General features: G+C 71.9%; 13 protein-coding genes. 5 read left to right on the top strand and 8 right to left on the bottom strand.

Going from position 1 to position 14720, the window contains the following annotated elements; translation table 11 throughout:
• Positions 1-22: 22 nt before the first annotated feature.
• From AB0M70_RS14595 to AB0M70_RS14570, 6 genes are read right to left on the bottom strand one after another with little or no spacing between them, the layout of a single operon-like run.
• Positions 23-1501 (bottom strand): MFS transporter, encoded by a 1479-nt coding sequence (locus AB0M70_RS14595; protein ID WP_365820074.1) that lies wholly within the window; start codon positions 1499-1501, stop codon positions 23-25.
• Between the two features lie 50 nt (positions 1502-1551).
• The gene (locus AB0M70_RS14590) at positions 1552-2484 is read right to left on the bottom strand and encodes an SDR family NAD(P)-dependent oxidoreductase (protein WP_365820072.1); all 933 of its coding nucleotides are present in this window, start codon (positions 2482-2484) and stop codon (positions 1552-1554) included.
• Between the two features lie 34 nt (positions 2485-2518).
• Entirely contained in the window at positions 2519-3532 is a 1014-nt protein-coding gene (locus AB0M70_RS14585; RefSeq protein ID WP_365820070.1) for an SDR family oxidoreductase, read from the bottom strand.
• A complete protein-coding gene (locus tag AB0M70_RS14580) occupies positions 3529-4854 on the bottom strand; it encodes an FAD-binding oxidoreductase (protein WP_365820068.1) in 1326 nt (441 codons plus the stop codon). Before AB0M70_RS14580 ends, AB0M70_RS14585 begins: the two co-directional genes overlap by 4 nt.
• A 2-nt stretch (positions 4855-4856) precedes the next feature.
• Positions 4857-5750 (bottom strand): cyclopropane-fatty-acyl-phospholipid synthase family protein, encoded by an 894-nt coding sequence (locus AB0M70_RS14575; protein ID WP_365820066.1) that lies wholly within the window; start codon positions 5748-5750, stop codon positions 4857-4859.
• On the bottom strand, positions 5747-5995 hold the full coding sequence (locus AB0M70_RS14570; protein WP_365820063.1) for an acyl carrier protein: 249 nt from the start codon (positions 5993-5995) through the stop codon (positions 5747-5749). The genes AB0M70_RS14575 and AB0M70_RS14570 overlap by 4 nt, the downstream gene beginning before the upstream one ends.
• A 206-nt stretch (positions 5996-6201) precedes the next feature.
• On the opposite strand from AB0M70_RS14570, the gene AB0M70_RS14565 reads away from it, so the two are divergent.
• The 5 genes from AB0M70_RS14565 (at position 6202) to AB0M70_RS14545 (ending at position 11566) form a co-directional block, all read left to right on the top strand.
• Positions 6202-7974 (top strand): thiamine pyrophosphate-binding protein, encoded by a 1773-nt coding sequence (locus AB0M70_RS14565; protein ID WP_365820061.1) that lies wholly within the window; start codon positions 6202-6204, stop codon positions 7972-7974.
• A complete protein-coding gene (locus AB0M70_RS14560) occupies positions 7971-8651 on the top strand; it encodes an SRPBCC family protein (RefSeq protein WP_365820059.1) in 681 nt (226 codons plus the stop codon). Before AB0M70_RS14565 ends, AB0M70_RS14560 begins: the two co-directional genes overlap by 4 nt.
• Complete coding sequence (locus AB0M70_RS14555) at positions 8648-9673, top strand: 3-oxoacyl-[acyl-carrier-protein] synthase III C-terminal domain-containing protein (RefSeq protein WP_365820057.1); 1026 nt, start codon at positions 8648-8650, stop codon at positions 9671-9673. The genes AB0M70_RS14560 and AB0M70_RS14555 overlap by 4 nt, the downstream gene beginning before the upstream one ends.
• 121 nt (positions 9674-9794) lie before the next feature.
• A complete protein-coding gene (locus tag AB0M70_RS14550) occupies positions 9795-10991 on the top strand; it encodes an FAD-dependent oxidoreductase (RefSeq protein WP_365820055.1) in 1197 nt (398 codons plus the stop codon).
• Positions 10992-11071: 80 nt separating this feature from the next.
• Positions 11072-11566 (top strand): hypothetical protein, encoded by a 495-nt coding sequence (locus AB0M70_RS14545; protein ID WP_365820053.1) that lies wholly within the window; start codon positions 11072-11074, stop codon positions 11564-11566.
• Between the two features lie 59 nt (positions 11567-11625).
• Here AB0M70_RS14545 and AB0M70_RS14540 read toward each other — a convergent pair whose 3' ends face one another.
• Together AB0M70_RS14540 and AB0M70_RS14535 are read right to left on the bottom strand one after the other, a co-directional pair.
• The gene (locus tag AB0M70_RS14540) at positions 11626-12363 is read right to left on the bottom strand and encodes a 4'-phosphopantetheinyl transferase superfamily protein (protein WP_365820051.1); all 738 of its coding nucleotides are present in this window, start codon (positions 12361-12363) and stop codon (positions 11626-11628) included.
• Complete coding sequence (locus tag AB0M70_RS14535) at positions 12363-14714, bottom strand: LuxR C-terminal-related transcriptional regulator (RefSeq protein WP_365820049.1); 2352 nt, start codon at positions 14712-14714, stop codon at positions 12363-12365. The genes AB0M70_RS14540 and AB0M70_RS14535 overlap by 1 nt, the downstream gene beginning before the upstream one ends.
• Positions 14715-14720 lie beyond the last annotated feature (6 nt).

The following is a 14720-nucleotide window of genomic DNA, read 5'->3' as shown; positions in this document are numbered from 1 at the left end:
TCGACGTCAGACACCCGAGGCGTCAGACACCCGAGGTGGTCTCCGGGTCGAATTCGGTGCGGAGCGCGGGCAGAACGAGGGAGAGGAGCGCAGCGCACGCGGTGAGCACCGTCCCGACGAGGAACACGGTGTGGAAGCTCGTCAGGAGGGCGTCCGGCATGGCCGCGCCGGACGCGATCTCGTCGTCCAGGCGGCTGCTCGCCAGGGTGGCCAGGACCGCGAGGCCGATGGCGCCGCCGATCTGCTGACCGGTGTTGAGGACCCCGGACGCCGCGCCCGAGTCCGCCTTCGGCACACCGCTGACGGCGGCCACCACCAGCGGCACCATGGCGAGCCCGTAACCGGCCGCGCAGAGCAGCAGCGTGGGCAGGATGTCGGAGGCGTACGACGCCTTGAGCGGGGTGTTGATGAGCAGGCCGAGTCCGGTGGTGGCGGAGGCGAGGCCGATCAGGCACAGGATGCGGCTGCCGAGCTTGGGCAGCAGCTGGATCGCGATGCCGGAGAAGACGGCCATGGTGATGCCGAAGGGCGCCCAGGACACTCCGGCGCGCAGCGGGGACCAGCCCAGGAGGTTCTGCATGTACTGGGTCAGGAAGAAGAAGATCCCGTACAGGCCCGACGCGGCGAGCAGCATGATCACGTTGGCCGCGGAGATCTGCCGGCTCGCGAAGATCCCGAGGCGGATCAGCGGGTCGGGGGCGCGCTGTTCCCTGATGACGAACGCCACCAGGAGCAGGGCCGATCCGACGAGTCCGGCGATGGTGGCGGCGGAGCCCCAGGGGCGGTGGTTGGTGCTGATGACGGTGTAGACGAACAGCAGGAGACCGCCGGTGATGAGGACGGCGCCCAGGCCGTCCGTCGCGGGCCGCTTGCCGGGCGCGCCGTCCTCGCGGTCCGCGAGCGCCGGCTTCAGGGCGAGGGCGAAGAGCAGGACGCCGACCGGGATGTTGATGAAGAACACCCAGCGCCAGTCGACGAGATCGGTGATGACCCCGCCGAGCAGCACGCCGGAGACCCCCGAGATCCCGGTGAGTCCGCCCCAGATGCCCAGCGCCTTGCGGCGCTCCTTGGCCTCGGTGAAGACGGTGATCAAGATGGACAGGGCGGCCGGGCTGAGCAGCGCGGCACCGAATCCCTGGGCGCCGCGCGACACGATCAGCATCTCGGGGGAGTTGGCCAGACCGCAGGCGAGCGAGGCGGCCGTGAAGACCGCGAGGCCGGTGAGGAACACCCGCCGTCTGCCGAAGAGGTCGGCGCAGCGGCCGCCGAGCACCAGGAAGCCGCCGAACAGCAGCATGTAGGCGTCGACGACCCAGGCCAGTGAGGCCCGGTCGAAGTCGAGGGTGGTGCGGATCGTCGGCAGCGCCATGGAGACGACCGTGTCGTCGATGATCACCATGAACTGCGCGCCGCAGGTCACCGCGAGCGCGAGCCCTGCCGCCCTGGTTGCCGCGCCGCCGCCCTTGGCTGCCGCGGTGGACGAGGCGGTTCCCCTGCCCATATGCCTTCTCCTGTTCGCCGAGCTGTGTGGGGGTGGTCCATGCCGAGCGGTCAGGAGGCCGCGGCCTGGGCGACGACCCGGTTGAGGCGGTCCATGCGCGTGGCCAGGCTCATCCGGCCCTCCAGGCGGAAGGCGGGCAGGCGCCGGCCGTCGACGTCGCTGAAGCCGTACTCGTCGGCCAGGTCACCGGTGGAGAGCACCTGGCCGGAGCGGTCGAGGACGTCGGGGTCCGCGGCGAGCGCGCTGATCGCGCGGCCCACGTACTCGGGCGAGTGGACGACCGCGGCGGGTCCGTCGCCGAGAGCCTCCCAGGCGGCCTCGACCCGCTCGGTGCGCACGAAGCCCGGATGCAGGGAGAGGGCGGCGATCTTCTTCTTGCGCAGGTCGGCCGCGAAGGCCTTGCTGAGCCGGTCGTTGGCGGACTTGAAGACGTCGTACGCCGCCTGCCCCAGGTAGGTGTCGCCGTCGGTGAAGCCGATGCCGACGATCAGCCCGGTCCGCCCGTCGTCCTTCCCGAACATCAAGGGGGTGAGCAGCCGCGTGATGTCGTACTGGGCGCGCAGCGAACCCTCGCACAGTTCGTAGCGCCACATCGGCTGGTCCCAGTACGGGGCGTCGAAGCGCACGTCGCTGGAACGCTCGTAACCCGCCCAGGCGTTGTTCACCAGGAGGTCGAGCCTGCCGTGGTCGGCCCTGACGCGGTCCGTGAGCGCCTGGTTGTCCTCGGTCGACCGGTGGTCGCAGCGCACCGCGATGCCGGTGCCGCCGCGGGCGGTGACCTCGTCGGCGGTGTCGTCGACCGTGCCGGGCAGGCCCTCGGTGCGGCCCTCGGTGCGGGTGCTGCGTCCGGTGACGTACACCGTCGCGCCGGCGCTGCCCAGGGCGAGGGCGATCCCGCGGCCCACGCCCCGGCTCGCGCCGGTGACCACGGCGACGGTTCCGTCGAGCCGCGGGGGCTCCCACTCCTCGATGACGGGGTTCACGGTTGCGTCCTCTCTGGCTGGTGCTGCCGGCTGGCTAGCTGAGGTGGGCGGAGGCGTATTCGAGCGTCCGCTGATAGGCGTCCGTGTCGTGGACGAAGGGGACCTGGTAGCGCTCGCGCAGTTCGGGCATCGACGTGGGCAGGACTCCGCCGCCGCAGCGGGTCACCTCGCTGACGTCCCGCAGGACGGAGAGGTAGGAGCGGGCCAGCGGAGGCAGCCTGCGCAGTTCCTCGGGGTCCAGGGCGTCGGGGTCGGTGACCGGGGGCGGGGTGAGGGTGCGGCCGAGGCCCGCCGCGTGCTTGGCGCACACGTCGATCGCGGCCTCCATGTCCATCGCCTCTTCGCCGTACGTCACCCAGAACTCGCCGCTGGTGTCGCCCAGTTCGACGGCCGCGAGCACCGCCTTGGCGAGCAGGTCCTGGGGCACGATGTCGATGCGGTTGCCCTCGTGCACGGGGATGAAGGGCGCCCGGCCGCGGCAGATCCAGTCGGACATCAGCTGCACGATCTGGCCGCGCGAGGTCCAGCCGGTCCGTGAGTCGCCGATCAGGTTGGTCGGCCGGAACACGGTGTGCGGCAGGCCGCTGTCCCGCAGGAGCTGCTCCGAACGCAGCTTGGAGCGCACGTAGTTGGTGGTGACGTTCGTGTCGCTGAGCTTGTACGGGGCGCTCGCCGAGAGCGCGGCCACGAAGGCGGTGCTCATGAAGTGGACGGTGGCGCCGGAGAGTTCGGCGAACTCGATGACCCGGCGGGTGCCGTCCACGTTCACCGGCTTGTAGCGCTCGTCGGGCAGCCCCCACTCGGTGAGTCCCGCCGAGTGGATGACGGTGTCCACGTCCTGCACGAGGGCGCGGTAGCTGTCCTCGTCGAGACCGAAGCGCGGCTCGGCCAGGTCGGCGTCGAGCACGTGCTCGGTCCCCGCGGGCAGGGCCACACCGCCGGGCCTGGCCATGGAGATGAGCCGGACCGGGCGGCCCGGCGCCTCCTGCAGGATGGCGCGGCCCACGACGCCGGACGCGCCGGTGAGCAGTACGGTGCGCTCGCTCATGCCCGGGACTCCTTCCACTCCATGAGGCGTGTGGTGGCGCGGGCCCCGACGTAGAGGAACGGCTCGGGCGGGAAGTCGCGCTGCTTGCGGTGCTTGTCGTCCACGTACAGGAGCCGCGCGTACTCGGAGTCCTTGCCGAGCACGAGGTCGCGCAGGACCTTGCCGCCGGTGTGCGTGGCGGCGATGCCGTTGCCGTTGAAGCCATATCCGTAGAAGACGTTGCCGCCGGGCAGTGACCCGAAGTGCGGGGCGTAGTCACGGGTGACGTCGACGGTGCCGCCGTACGTGTAGGTGAACTTGAGGTCCCGCCACATGGGGAAGAACCGGCCGAACTCCTTGTGCAGTTCGCGGTAGGCCCGCGTCTCGTTCATGCGGCGCCGGCGCATGTCGCGGCCGTAGAAGTACAGGGCCGGACCGCCCGCCCACATGAGGCGGTTGTCGGCGGTGAAGCGGGCGCAGGTCAGGAAGGTCTTCGCCTCGACGAGGCCCTCGCGGCCCTCCCAGGCGATACGGCCGAGCTGCTCCTCGGTGAGCGGTTCGCTCACCATCGCGTAGCTCCAGATCGGCACGGTCTTGTTGCGGAACGCCTCGAAGGTGAACTGGTGCGCGTTGGCCGCGATGATCACCTTGTCGGCGGTGATCCGGCCGCCGGGGGTGACGACCGTGGGCCGCACCCCGCGGTCCACGCGCAGGACCGGGGTGTTCTCGTAGACGGTCACCCCGCGCTCCTTGACGACCCGGGCCACGCCGCGGGCCAGGCGGAACGGGTTGACCAGGGCGCCGCCGGTGCGCATGGCGCCCAGGATGGCGGGAGAGCCGATCAGCTCCCGTGCCTGGGAGCCGGAGAGGAGCTCGGGCTGCTCGCGGCCCGCGATGGTGGTGGCGAGCTCGCGGTCCGCGCGCAGGCGGCGCAGCTGCGCCTGGTCGGTGGCGACCATCAGGTAGTCGTTGGCCTCGTACTCCGCGTCGATCTTGTTGCGGCGCGTGAAGCGGCCGATCTCCAGGATGGAACGCCCGACGGCCTGCGAGGCCTCCAGGGCGCGGCGGGTGCCGAACTCCTCGACCAGGGCCTGGATGTCCTTGCCGATGGTCGGGGTGACGAAGCCGTCCGCGCGGCCCGACGCCCCGTAGCCCGAGTGCTTGGCCTCGACGACGCGGATGTCGAGCGCCGGCTCGGCCTCCTTGAGGAAGTGCGCGGCCCAGAGGCCGGTGTAGCCGCCGCCGACGATGGCGACGTCACAGTCGACGTCGTCCCGCAGCGGGGGTTCGGGCGTGACGGACTCCGTCTCGTGCCAGTAGACGACGTTCTTTCGGCTGCTCACACTCAACGCCCCTTTTCGAGAATGATCCTCGCGAGGCCCAGGTGGCGGTTCCTGAAGTGCCGGACGCTCGCGCCGAGATAGTTCTCGTAATTGACGACGTTGTCCTCGCCCGAGATGCGTACGGCCGCTTCCCGGTTCTCCTGGAGCCGTCGCAGCCATTCCGCGCAGGTGCGGCTGTAGTGGTCCGGGTCATTGCGCAGGGACACCACGTCGAAGAGCTTTTCGCTGGATTCGACGACCTCGGAGAGCGCCGGGATCTCCGATTCCGGGAAAATGGTCTCGATGATGAACATGAGCTCACGCACGGTGGCCTTGTCCATCACGGTGTTGTTGCCCTTGATGTTGGTCTGCAGGGCTATGCGGCCGCGCGAGGGCAGCCATGCGTAGCAGCGCTCGAAGAACTCGCGGTAGGCCGCGATCCGTTCGGTCCTGGACAGACCCGTCTTGGCGAAGTGCTCGAACGCGCCGATCGAGATGATCGCGTCGTAGCCCTCCGTCGGCTCGTGGTCCAGCCAGTTCTCCACCCGGATCTCGGTGCGCGCGATCCCGGAGGCCCTGACCAGTTCGGCCTGGCTGTCGCTGAGGGTCAGGCCCGTCGCGTGCTGGACGCCGTAGATCCCGGTGAGGCGCTTGAGGAGGCTTCCCCAGCCGCAGCCCACGTCGAGGACCCGGCCGGCGCCGGCCGCCCTGGCCCCCTCGATGAGGTAGTCCAGCTTGCGGGCCTGCGCCGCCTCCAAGTCGTCCTGTACGCCCTCGAGTTCCGCGCCCGACTCGTCCCACAGGGCACAGGTGTAGGTGAGCGAACCGTCCAGCCACAGGCCGTAGAAGTCGTTGGAGACGTCGTAGTGGTGCCTGATCGCCTCGGCCGTGGCGCCCTGGTAGGCGACGGTGCTCATGCGGCGGTCGCGGTCTGGGTGGACTCGACCAGCTTGACCAGGTCGCCGACGGTCTTCACGTTGGCCGCCTGGCTCGGGTCGAGCTCGATCTCCGCGTCGTCCTCGACGGTGTAGACGATGTCGGCGATCTGCAGGCTCGAAAGGCCCACCGAGTCGAAGGCCGTGTCGGCGTCGAGCGTGAGGCCGGACGCCTTGTTGCCGAGCTTCTTGGCTATGAGGGCGCAGACGGTTTCAACGGTGATCACGATGGTTGTTCCTTCCGGTCGGTGCGATGTGCGGTGAGCGATTGACCAGAACCTAACTACGGCCGCCGCCCCCGGACATGACAGAGCGGTATGGCAGATCCCTGCCATGCCGTGGGCGGGCCCGGCTGACAGGGATGTGCCACTTGCCCGCGACGGACCACACGGCCTGCAATAGCTGGACCACCGCCTGGAAAGAGGGACGGTCCATGAGAAACCAATTCCGTGTGGTCGACTTCATCGTCGACTTTCTTCGCCGGCAGGACGTCGGGCATGTATTCGGAGTCGGTGGCGCCAATATCGAAGACCTCTACGATGCGATTCAGCACGCGGAATCGAGCGCGGAATCCGGTTCGGGCTCCGGCCCGATCGGCGTGGTCGCCAAGCACGAGTTCTCGGCCGCGACCATGGCGGACGGATATCACCGCGCCTCCCAGCGTCTGCCGGTGATAGCCGCCACCTCGGGCGCCGGGGCCATGAACCTGGTCCCCGGGATCGCCGAGCTCAGGGCCTCCTTCGTGCCCGCCCTCGTCCTGATCGGGCAGCCACCCACCTCACTGGACGGGCACGGTTCCTTCCAGGAGACCAGCGGGCTCGCCGGATCGATCGACGCGGAGCGGCTGTTCGGCGAGATCGCCGTGCACTGCGTACGCGTCGAGGACCCGGAGTCCATCATCGAGTCGCTGCCGCGTGCCCTCGCGGCGGCACTGGACCCGGCGGCGCCGGGGCCGGCCGTGCTCCTGCTGCCCAAGAACGTGCAGCAGGCCGTGCTGCCCGCCTGGGACGCTCCCGGCCCACCCGAGGTCGCCGTCCGTGAGCTCTCCACGTCGGCCGAACGCGAGCGGGCCGTGGCCCTGTTGCGCTCGGCCGGGGAGCGCCAGGGCGTGGTGGTGATCGCGGGCGAGGCGGTGGCCAGGGCGGACGCACGGCCCCAGCTCGCACGGCTCGTCGAGGCGCTCGGGGCACGGGTCGCCGTGGCCCCGGACGCCAAGGACGTCTTCGACGACCGCGATCCGCGTCACCTGGGCATCGCCGGGGTGATCGGCACCGCGGACGTGCAGGAGGCCCTGGAGCAGGCGTCCGCCGTGGTGCTCGCCGGGACCCGGCTTCCGCAGATGGCGGGCGCCGGACTCCACGACCACCTCAAGGGTTCGCCGGTGGTCTGCGTCGACCCACGGCCGCCGTTCCTGGAGCCGCACGAGGATCTGGTGCGCCTCACCGGGCCGCTGGGCGACGAAATGACCGTACTGGCACAGGAGTTGACGGCTGCGAGGGCAGGAGCTTCGGCAGTAGCCGGGCAACAGGCCCCGCTCGCCGCGGCCGGAGCGGTGCCGCCGCCTCCCGCGGTCGTCCCGCACGCGGGCCCCCTGGACATGCGTGCCGCCGCGATGGTCGTCGGCGACGCGCTGCCCGCGGGAGCCACCGTGGTGAGCGACGCCGGCAACACCGGGGCCACCGTGATCCATCACGTCGGGGTGCCCGTCGACGGGCGCTTCATCGTCGCCATGGGCATGGGCGGCATGGGCCACAGCTTCGGGGCCGGCATCGGCGCCGCGTTCGCGACCGGCAGGCGTACCTGTGTGTTCGCCGGTGACGGGGCGTTCTTCATGCACGGCATGGAGGTGCACACCGCGGTCGAGCACCGGCTTCCCGTCACCTTCGTGATCTTCAACAACAACTCACACGGCATGTGCCACACCCGTGAGCAGCTCTTCTACTCCGGCGACTACACCTACAACCTCTTCCGCCCGGCCCGGATCGGCGAAGGCGCCGCCGCGATGTTCCCCGGCCTGGACGCGGTGACCGCCACGACCGCGGACGAGCTGCGCGCCGCGCTCGCCCGCGCCGAGACCACCGGCTCGCCCGCACTGATCTGCGTCGAGACCGACCCCACCGAGATGCCCCCGTTCCGTCCCTTCCAGCAGCACGCCATGGCCGTCGGAAAGAGCCGGCCCAGCAACCAAGGAGTCGTACCAGGATGACCACCGTCACGAGCACGGACACCACCACCGCCGACTACGTCGCGCCGGAGCCGATCCCCGCCGACCTCAAGGACGTCCCCGGGCTGCTCCGCTGGGAGACCACGCCCCGCGAGGAGGCCCTCGCGCAGGCCGCGCAGCTGACCAAGGAGTCGTTCACGTACGACGAGGTGTACGGGAAGTTCGTCACCGTCCACCAGTACATCGACGCGCCGCCGCAGGCCGTCTACGACTACCTCACCAACGAGCGCAACCTGAACGAGTACACCTACAGCACCCGTGACTTCGCGCCCACCGACACCCCCGGCCTCTACCAGGGCCGCGACACCCTCCTCGACGACGAGACCAAGATCTTCCTGCGGATCGACGGCGACCCGCGCGCCCTCACCGTCGACATGAAGTGCGCCTGGGACCAGGGCGAGGAGCTGTGGATGGTCTACATCCACCGGATCATCGACGCGCAGACCGTCCTGAACAAGCCCGGCTCCGTGGTCATCTGGACCAACTGCCGTCACCCGTACTACGACAAGAACCCGCACCCCGAGCTGGCGTCGAGCCCCGAGCGCCCGTGGGTCGGCGACATGTGGAACCTCTTCTACGCCGGTCACCAGATAGAGATCGACAACATGAAGAAGATCCTGGAGCTGCGCAACGGCGGCAACGGCAGCACCGGCGCATGAGGACGGTCAGTCTGCTGGAGCTCGCCTCCTACCTGCCCGGGGAACCGGTGGGCACGGAGTACTTCCTCGAACATCAGGAAGGCGCGGCCGACCTGGCCGGGCACACGATGTTCAAGGCGCCGCGCACCCGGCACCAGGTGTCCAGGGACGAGACGCCCGCGGACATGATGGAGAAGGCCGGTCTCGTCCTGCGGGACCGGATCGGGGACGACGCCCTGCGCGCCGTCGACGTGGTGATCACCAACTCGCTGCTCCCCGAGGTGCCGTTCACCGGTCCCGGGGCGGAGGTCGCGCACCGGCTCGGCGTCAAGGCCGACTGGGTGCTCGACGCCCACAACGGCGGCTGTGCGTCCTTCGTCCATCTGCTGCGCCTGGCCCGTGCGCTGATCGGTTCGGGCCAGGCGAAGTCCGCGCTGCTCTTCAACGTGCAGAACAGCGCGGGCCCGGTGATGACGCAGCCCGACGTGCGCAGGCTCCCCGAGGCCGTCATCCCCGGTGACGGCTGTGGGGCCGCCTATGTGGCGGCGTCCGACGAGTCGCCGATCCTCGGCATCGAGGTCGCCAACCACGGCGAGTACACCCGGGACTGCGGACTCGCGCTGCACGACGGGCGCAAGTACTGGGAGGCGGGCGCCAGCCAGATGCACGTCGGGTTCACGCCCGACAAGGTCGCCGACATCGTCGAGCGCGGCAACCGTCTGGTGCCCGAGGTGGTGAACCGGGTCTGCGCGTCGCTCGACCTCAAGACCGACGACCTGGACCTGCTGATCACCAACCAGCCCAACCGGATGTTCCTCAAGCAGTGGCAGGAGCGGCTCTCCATCGGCCCCGACCGCCATCTGGACACCTTCGACAGGTTCGGGAACCTCTTCGGCGCGGCCGTCCCCATCACCCTCGACCACGGCATCCGCGAGGGCCGGGTCGAGGACGGCAGCCTGCTGATGCTGGCCGGCTTCGCCCACGCCGGGGACTTCGCGGGAGCCGCCGCCGTGCACTGGCGGGCGGGAGGTGCGCGGGGGTGACCCACGGGCCCGGGGGCGGTGCACGCCGCCCCCGGTCCTCCCGCGGCGCACGCGGCCATCCCACGGAACACGCGGTCCTCCCGCAGATCACGGCAACTCGCCTGACGTACAAGGAGAGTCCATGACCCGCCCCAAAGCCGTCGTCATCGGTGCCGGCATCGGTGGCCTGACCACCGCCCTCGCCCTGCACCGACGCGGCTGGGACATCACCGTCCTGGAACGCGCCCCCACCCTGGCCCCGATCGGGGCCGCCCTGACCCTGGCCCCCAACGCACAGCGCGCGCTCGCCGCCCTCGACCTCGGTGACGAGGTCACCGCCCTCGCGGCATGGCAGGGCGACGGCCTGATGTGCGATCCGCGGGGCCGCCCGCTGACCCGCACCCACAGCTCGGCCGTCACCGCCCGGTTCGGCGGCCCCCTGGTGGTCCTGCGCCGCAGCGACCTGGTCGACCTGATCGTCGACCGGCTGCCCGAGGGTGTCCTGCGCACCGGCGAGGCGGCCTACCTCACGGACGCGGGATCGGCCGGCCGCAAGGCACACGTCAGCAGCCCGCAGGGGGTGTACGAGGCGGATCTCGTCGTCGCCGCCGACGGCGTGCACTCCAAGACGCGCGGCATCCTCTTCCCCGGCCACCCCGGCTCCGCCTACGGCGGCTGGACGGTGTGGCGCATCCTCGCGCCGATGCCGGGACCCGGCTTCGTGCCGCACGAGTCGTGGGGCGCCGGCCTCGTCTGGGGCAGCCTGGTCCGGGACCCGGACAGCGTGTTCATCTACGCCTGCGCCGCGACCGAGGCGGGCGGCCGCTCCCCCGACGGCGAGATGGCCGAACTGCGCAGGCTCTTCGGCCACTGGCACGACCCCGTGCCCACCCTGCTCGGCTCGGTCGACGAGCACGACGTCCTGCGCCACGACGTGCATCACATGGCCGTGCCGCTCGGCTCGTTCCACCGGGGGCGCACCGCGCTCCTCGGGGACGCGGCGCACGCCATGGTGCCGACCCTGGGGCAGGGCGCCAACATGGCGATCGAGGACGCCGTCGTGCTCGCCCACCACGCCGTGCCGGGCCCGAGTCCGCTCGCCGCGCTCGCCGCGTACGACCACGACCGCAGACCGCGTACGACCGCGATGGTGCGGCGTGCCGAACGCATCCTGAAGCTGACGTCGCTGCGTTCGCGGGCCGCCGTCGCCACCCGCGACGCGGTCTTCAGGGCCGCCTCGAGAGCCGTTCCCGGCCTGCTCCTGCGCGGCTTCGACGGAATCGCCGACTGGCACCCGCCGACCGTGCGCATCCCGGTGGCCGAGCGCCACCCCCTCTGACCCGGGCGGCCCGCCGGCCGTCCGTCTGCCGACACCCCTGCAGTAACGGCAGAACAACCCCAACAGAAGGAAAATTGACTGTGCGTCACATTCTCAAGGCCAGCACCGTTGCCACCGCCGCCCTGTTCGCGGGCGGAATAGCCCTCGCCACCCCCTCCGTCGCGGCCCCCACCGCCTCGCAGACCGTGACGGCTTCGTACGACTGCGGCAGCTACGGCGTCTCCGACCTGACGATCGAGGCCTCGGCCGCGGACGGCGTCGGCTCCGTCAAGATCTCCACCAGCGGCGGTCTGGCCCCGGTCGACATCCCGGCGAACTCGATCACCGCCACGCTGCGGCTCGAGCGCGCCGGGGGCGGCACGGTGGACTTCACCGGCACCGCCAACGACGCGGCCGCCGCCGGGCAGCCGGTGACCATCGGCGCGCTGACCGGTGCGGTGTCCGCGGGCGACAGCCTCGACTCGTACATCCCGGCCGCGGGCTCCACCGACTCCTCGCTGAGCCTCAACATCCTGGGCAGCACCAACACCTGCAAGGCTGTCTCGAAGCAGACGCCGGGTCCGATCGTCTTCTGATGCGGGCGCGCGTCCTCTGATCGACGCGGACACTTCCGGGGGCCTGACTGTGCGCACAGTCAGGCCCTCGCGGCCGTCCGCCCGCCGCCGTTCCCGTGCACCACCACCGGGGCCGTGACGTCGGCGGGGCGGGCCAGCGCCGCCACGCACGCCTCGCCCACGCTCACCTCACGCACCGCCCAGCGCTCCGCGCCGCCCCCGCCCGTCCGCTGCACGACCGCCGAGTCCTGCCACGGCCGCACCGCCACTTCGGCGAGGTCCGTCCCGAGGCCGACACCCCAGGCCTTGACCACCGCCTCCTTCCGCACCCAGCAGCGCATCAGGGCGTCGTCCCGCTGCGCGCCCTCCCCCGCGGCCTCGACATGGGCCCTTTCCTCCGGCGTGAGCGCGCGGCGGACCACCGCCTCGGCCTCGGGGGCGCTCCGGCGTTCCAGGTCGACGCCGACGGGCACCCGGTACGACAGGGCGAGCATCCACCACTCCCCGGAGCGCGACACACTCGCACGCCACTCGGAGCGCGGCAGGCGGACGTACGGCGGGCCGTGCTCCCGGCTCCCGCAGCCCGGACAGCGCGCGACACCCCAGCGCACCGCGGCCGGCTCGACTCCGTGCCAGCGCGCGACCGTGCGCCGGATCGCCGCGCGGGCGCCCGCGTACCGGGCCCGCGTCACCGCGTCCCCGAAGGCGTCGAAGCGGTGCCTCTCCCGCTCGTCGAGGAGCGCCACGTCCTGGCCGGCCGCCGTGTCGGGCACCTGACCGGCCCAGATGTGGACGCCCGCGCGCCCGGACCCGCTCATCACCCGGCCTGCTGGATGGCGCGTACGACGTGCACCCGTGAGCCGCACTCCAGTTTCTGCATCACCACGCGCAGATGGTTGGTCACCGTCCACTCCGAGATGCCGAGCTGCCTGCCGATCTGCCGGTTGGTCATTCCCTCGGCGACGAGCAGCGCGACCTCGTGCTGCCGTGGAGTGAGTCCGTGCGGGGCGGCGGGCCCGGCCGGCGAGGGCCGTTCCTGCTGGGGGGCGGGCGCGAACAGGCCCGCGATCAGGGCGCTGTGCGGCGAGACCTGGCGGGCCTCGAGGCGCAGCCTGCGCAGCGCGGCCGGATCGAAGCCCTGGTGCAGCCGGTCGGCCACGGCCCGCAGCGCGACGCCCTCCTCGGAGACCAGCGCGTGCTGCCGGCGCAGGGCCTCGGCGTGGGCGAGGACCTGGGCGAGCGCCTCCTTGTGCTCCTCGTTCCCCGGCCCCACGGCGACGATCACCATGGTCTCCAGGGCCTCGGCCGCCTCCGCGGGACCGCTGGTGCCCATCAGGAGCCGGATCGACTCACGCACGTTGACGTACGCCTCCGGGGAGCGGCCGAGCAGTCGGCGCACCCGGGCGAGGGCGTTGAGCAGGGCGGCACGGACCACGACCGGTGACCACGGGTCCCGCCAGAACTCAGCGGCTCCCTCCTGCAACTCGACCGGTGTGCACGGCAGTTCCGCCAGCGCTTGCAGCGCCGGGCGTTCCGCGTCCGGGTCGCCGTGTCCGGCGCGCAGGAGCGACTGGGACCGGCGGGCCAGGGCCGCGCCGTACACATCGCCCACGGCGTCGAGTTCCCGCAGCGCGGATTCGAGCAGCGCGGCCGCGCCCGCCGTCTCGCCCCTGCGGCGCAGCAGCTCGCCGGTGTGTGCGGCCACCCGTGCCCGGACCGCGGGGAGTTCGGCGGCGGCGACGGCCGCCCGGTCGAGCGCCGCCTCCGCGCGCTGCCGCTCGTCCCGGCCGAGCGCCCAGCGGGCCACGGCCATCAGCGCCTCGGCGGCCAGCGCGCCGTCGGCGCACGCGGCGGCCGAGTCCTCCATGGCGCCGGCCGCGTCGAGGTCGAGCCCGTGGCCGAGCAGCGGACCTTCCAGCGCGGTCAGCATGCGCAGCACCCCCGCGTGGTCGCCGCGCGCCCGCAGATGGTCCGTGGCCTTGCGCAGGTCGGGCAGCCTGGCCTCGACGGCGGCGAGGAGCTGGCCCATGTCGCGCCCCGAGCGCAGCCCGTCCGCGAGCACAGCGGCGAAGGCCGTGCAGTGCGCCGCGTGCTGGTCGAGCGCGCGGGCCAGCGCGTCCGGATCGGCCGTCAGGGTCTGGTGGTAGTGGGCGCGCGCCATGCGGGGCAGCCGGAACTCCGGCTCGCCGTCCGGGCCGCGCCCGCTGAGCAGCAGGCTCTGGTGGACCAGGGACTCGATGCCGGCCACGGCGTCCGCCTGGCCCGCACCGGCCGCCCGGCGCACCTCCGCGAGGCCGAGCGGCGCCTCGAACACCGCCAGGGTGGCGAGGAGTTCACGGTCGGCGGCGCTCAGCGACTGGGTGGCCCAGCCGAGGGCGCTGCTGATCCCGTCGTGCCGGGCCGAGGTGTCCCGGAGCCTGCGCCGGCCGATGGGCTCGCCCCTGCCCAGCCGGTCCAGGACGGCCTGGGGGCCCTCGGTGCCGACGGCCTCCGCCGCCAGCTCGATGGCAAGGGGGATGCCGTCGAGGGCCCGGCACAGCTCCGTGACCGCCGACTGCGCCTGGGCGCCGTCGAGTCCGGCGCGGTGGCGGGGGCTCACGTGATCGGTGAAGAGCTCCTCGGCCGGTGAGCCCACGCCCGTGGGCAGCGGCTCCGTCACCAGGACGCGCTCGGCGCGGATGTCGAGGGAGACCCGGCTCGTGACCAGGATCTTCAGCCGTGGGCAGGCCCTGAGCAGGGCGGAGATGTCCAGGGCCACCCGCGCGGCCACCGGGTCGCAGTTGTCGAGGACGAGCAGCGTCTGGCGCGTGCCGATCCGTGCGGCGGCCGCCCTGGCCGTGTCGACGCCGACACTCGACCAGACCGCCGTGGCCCCGGCCGATTCGGCGAGGTCCGTCCAGAGCAGGGGCGCGCCGCCCGCCCGGGTCCGTGCGATCAGCGCCGCGTGGGCGATATGGCTCTTGCCCACGCCGGCCGGTCCGGTCAGCGTGATCAGCCGTTCCTGTGGCTGCGCCAACAGCCGTTCCAGGAGGGCGAGTTCGCTCTCCCGGCCTCTGATCACGCCGAAGCCGTGACCCATCAGGCGGTCGGCTTCCGCTTCCGCCGTCCCACCGCCGCCCCCCGCCACCGCCGGGATCACGACCTCGTACTCCCGCTCTGGTGCAAACATGTCCGC

This window comes from Streptomyces sp. NPDC051214 (assembly GCF_040682375.1).
GTDB lineage: Bacteria > Actinomycetota > Actinomycetes > Streptomycetales > Streptomycetaceae > Streptomyces.
This window is presented reverse-complemented; position numbering and strand designations above follow the sequence as displayed.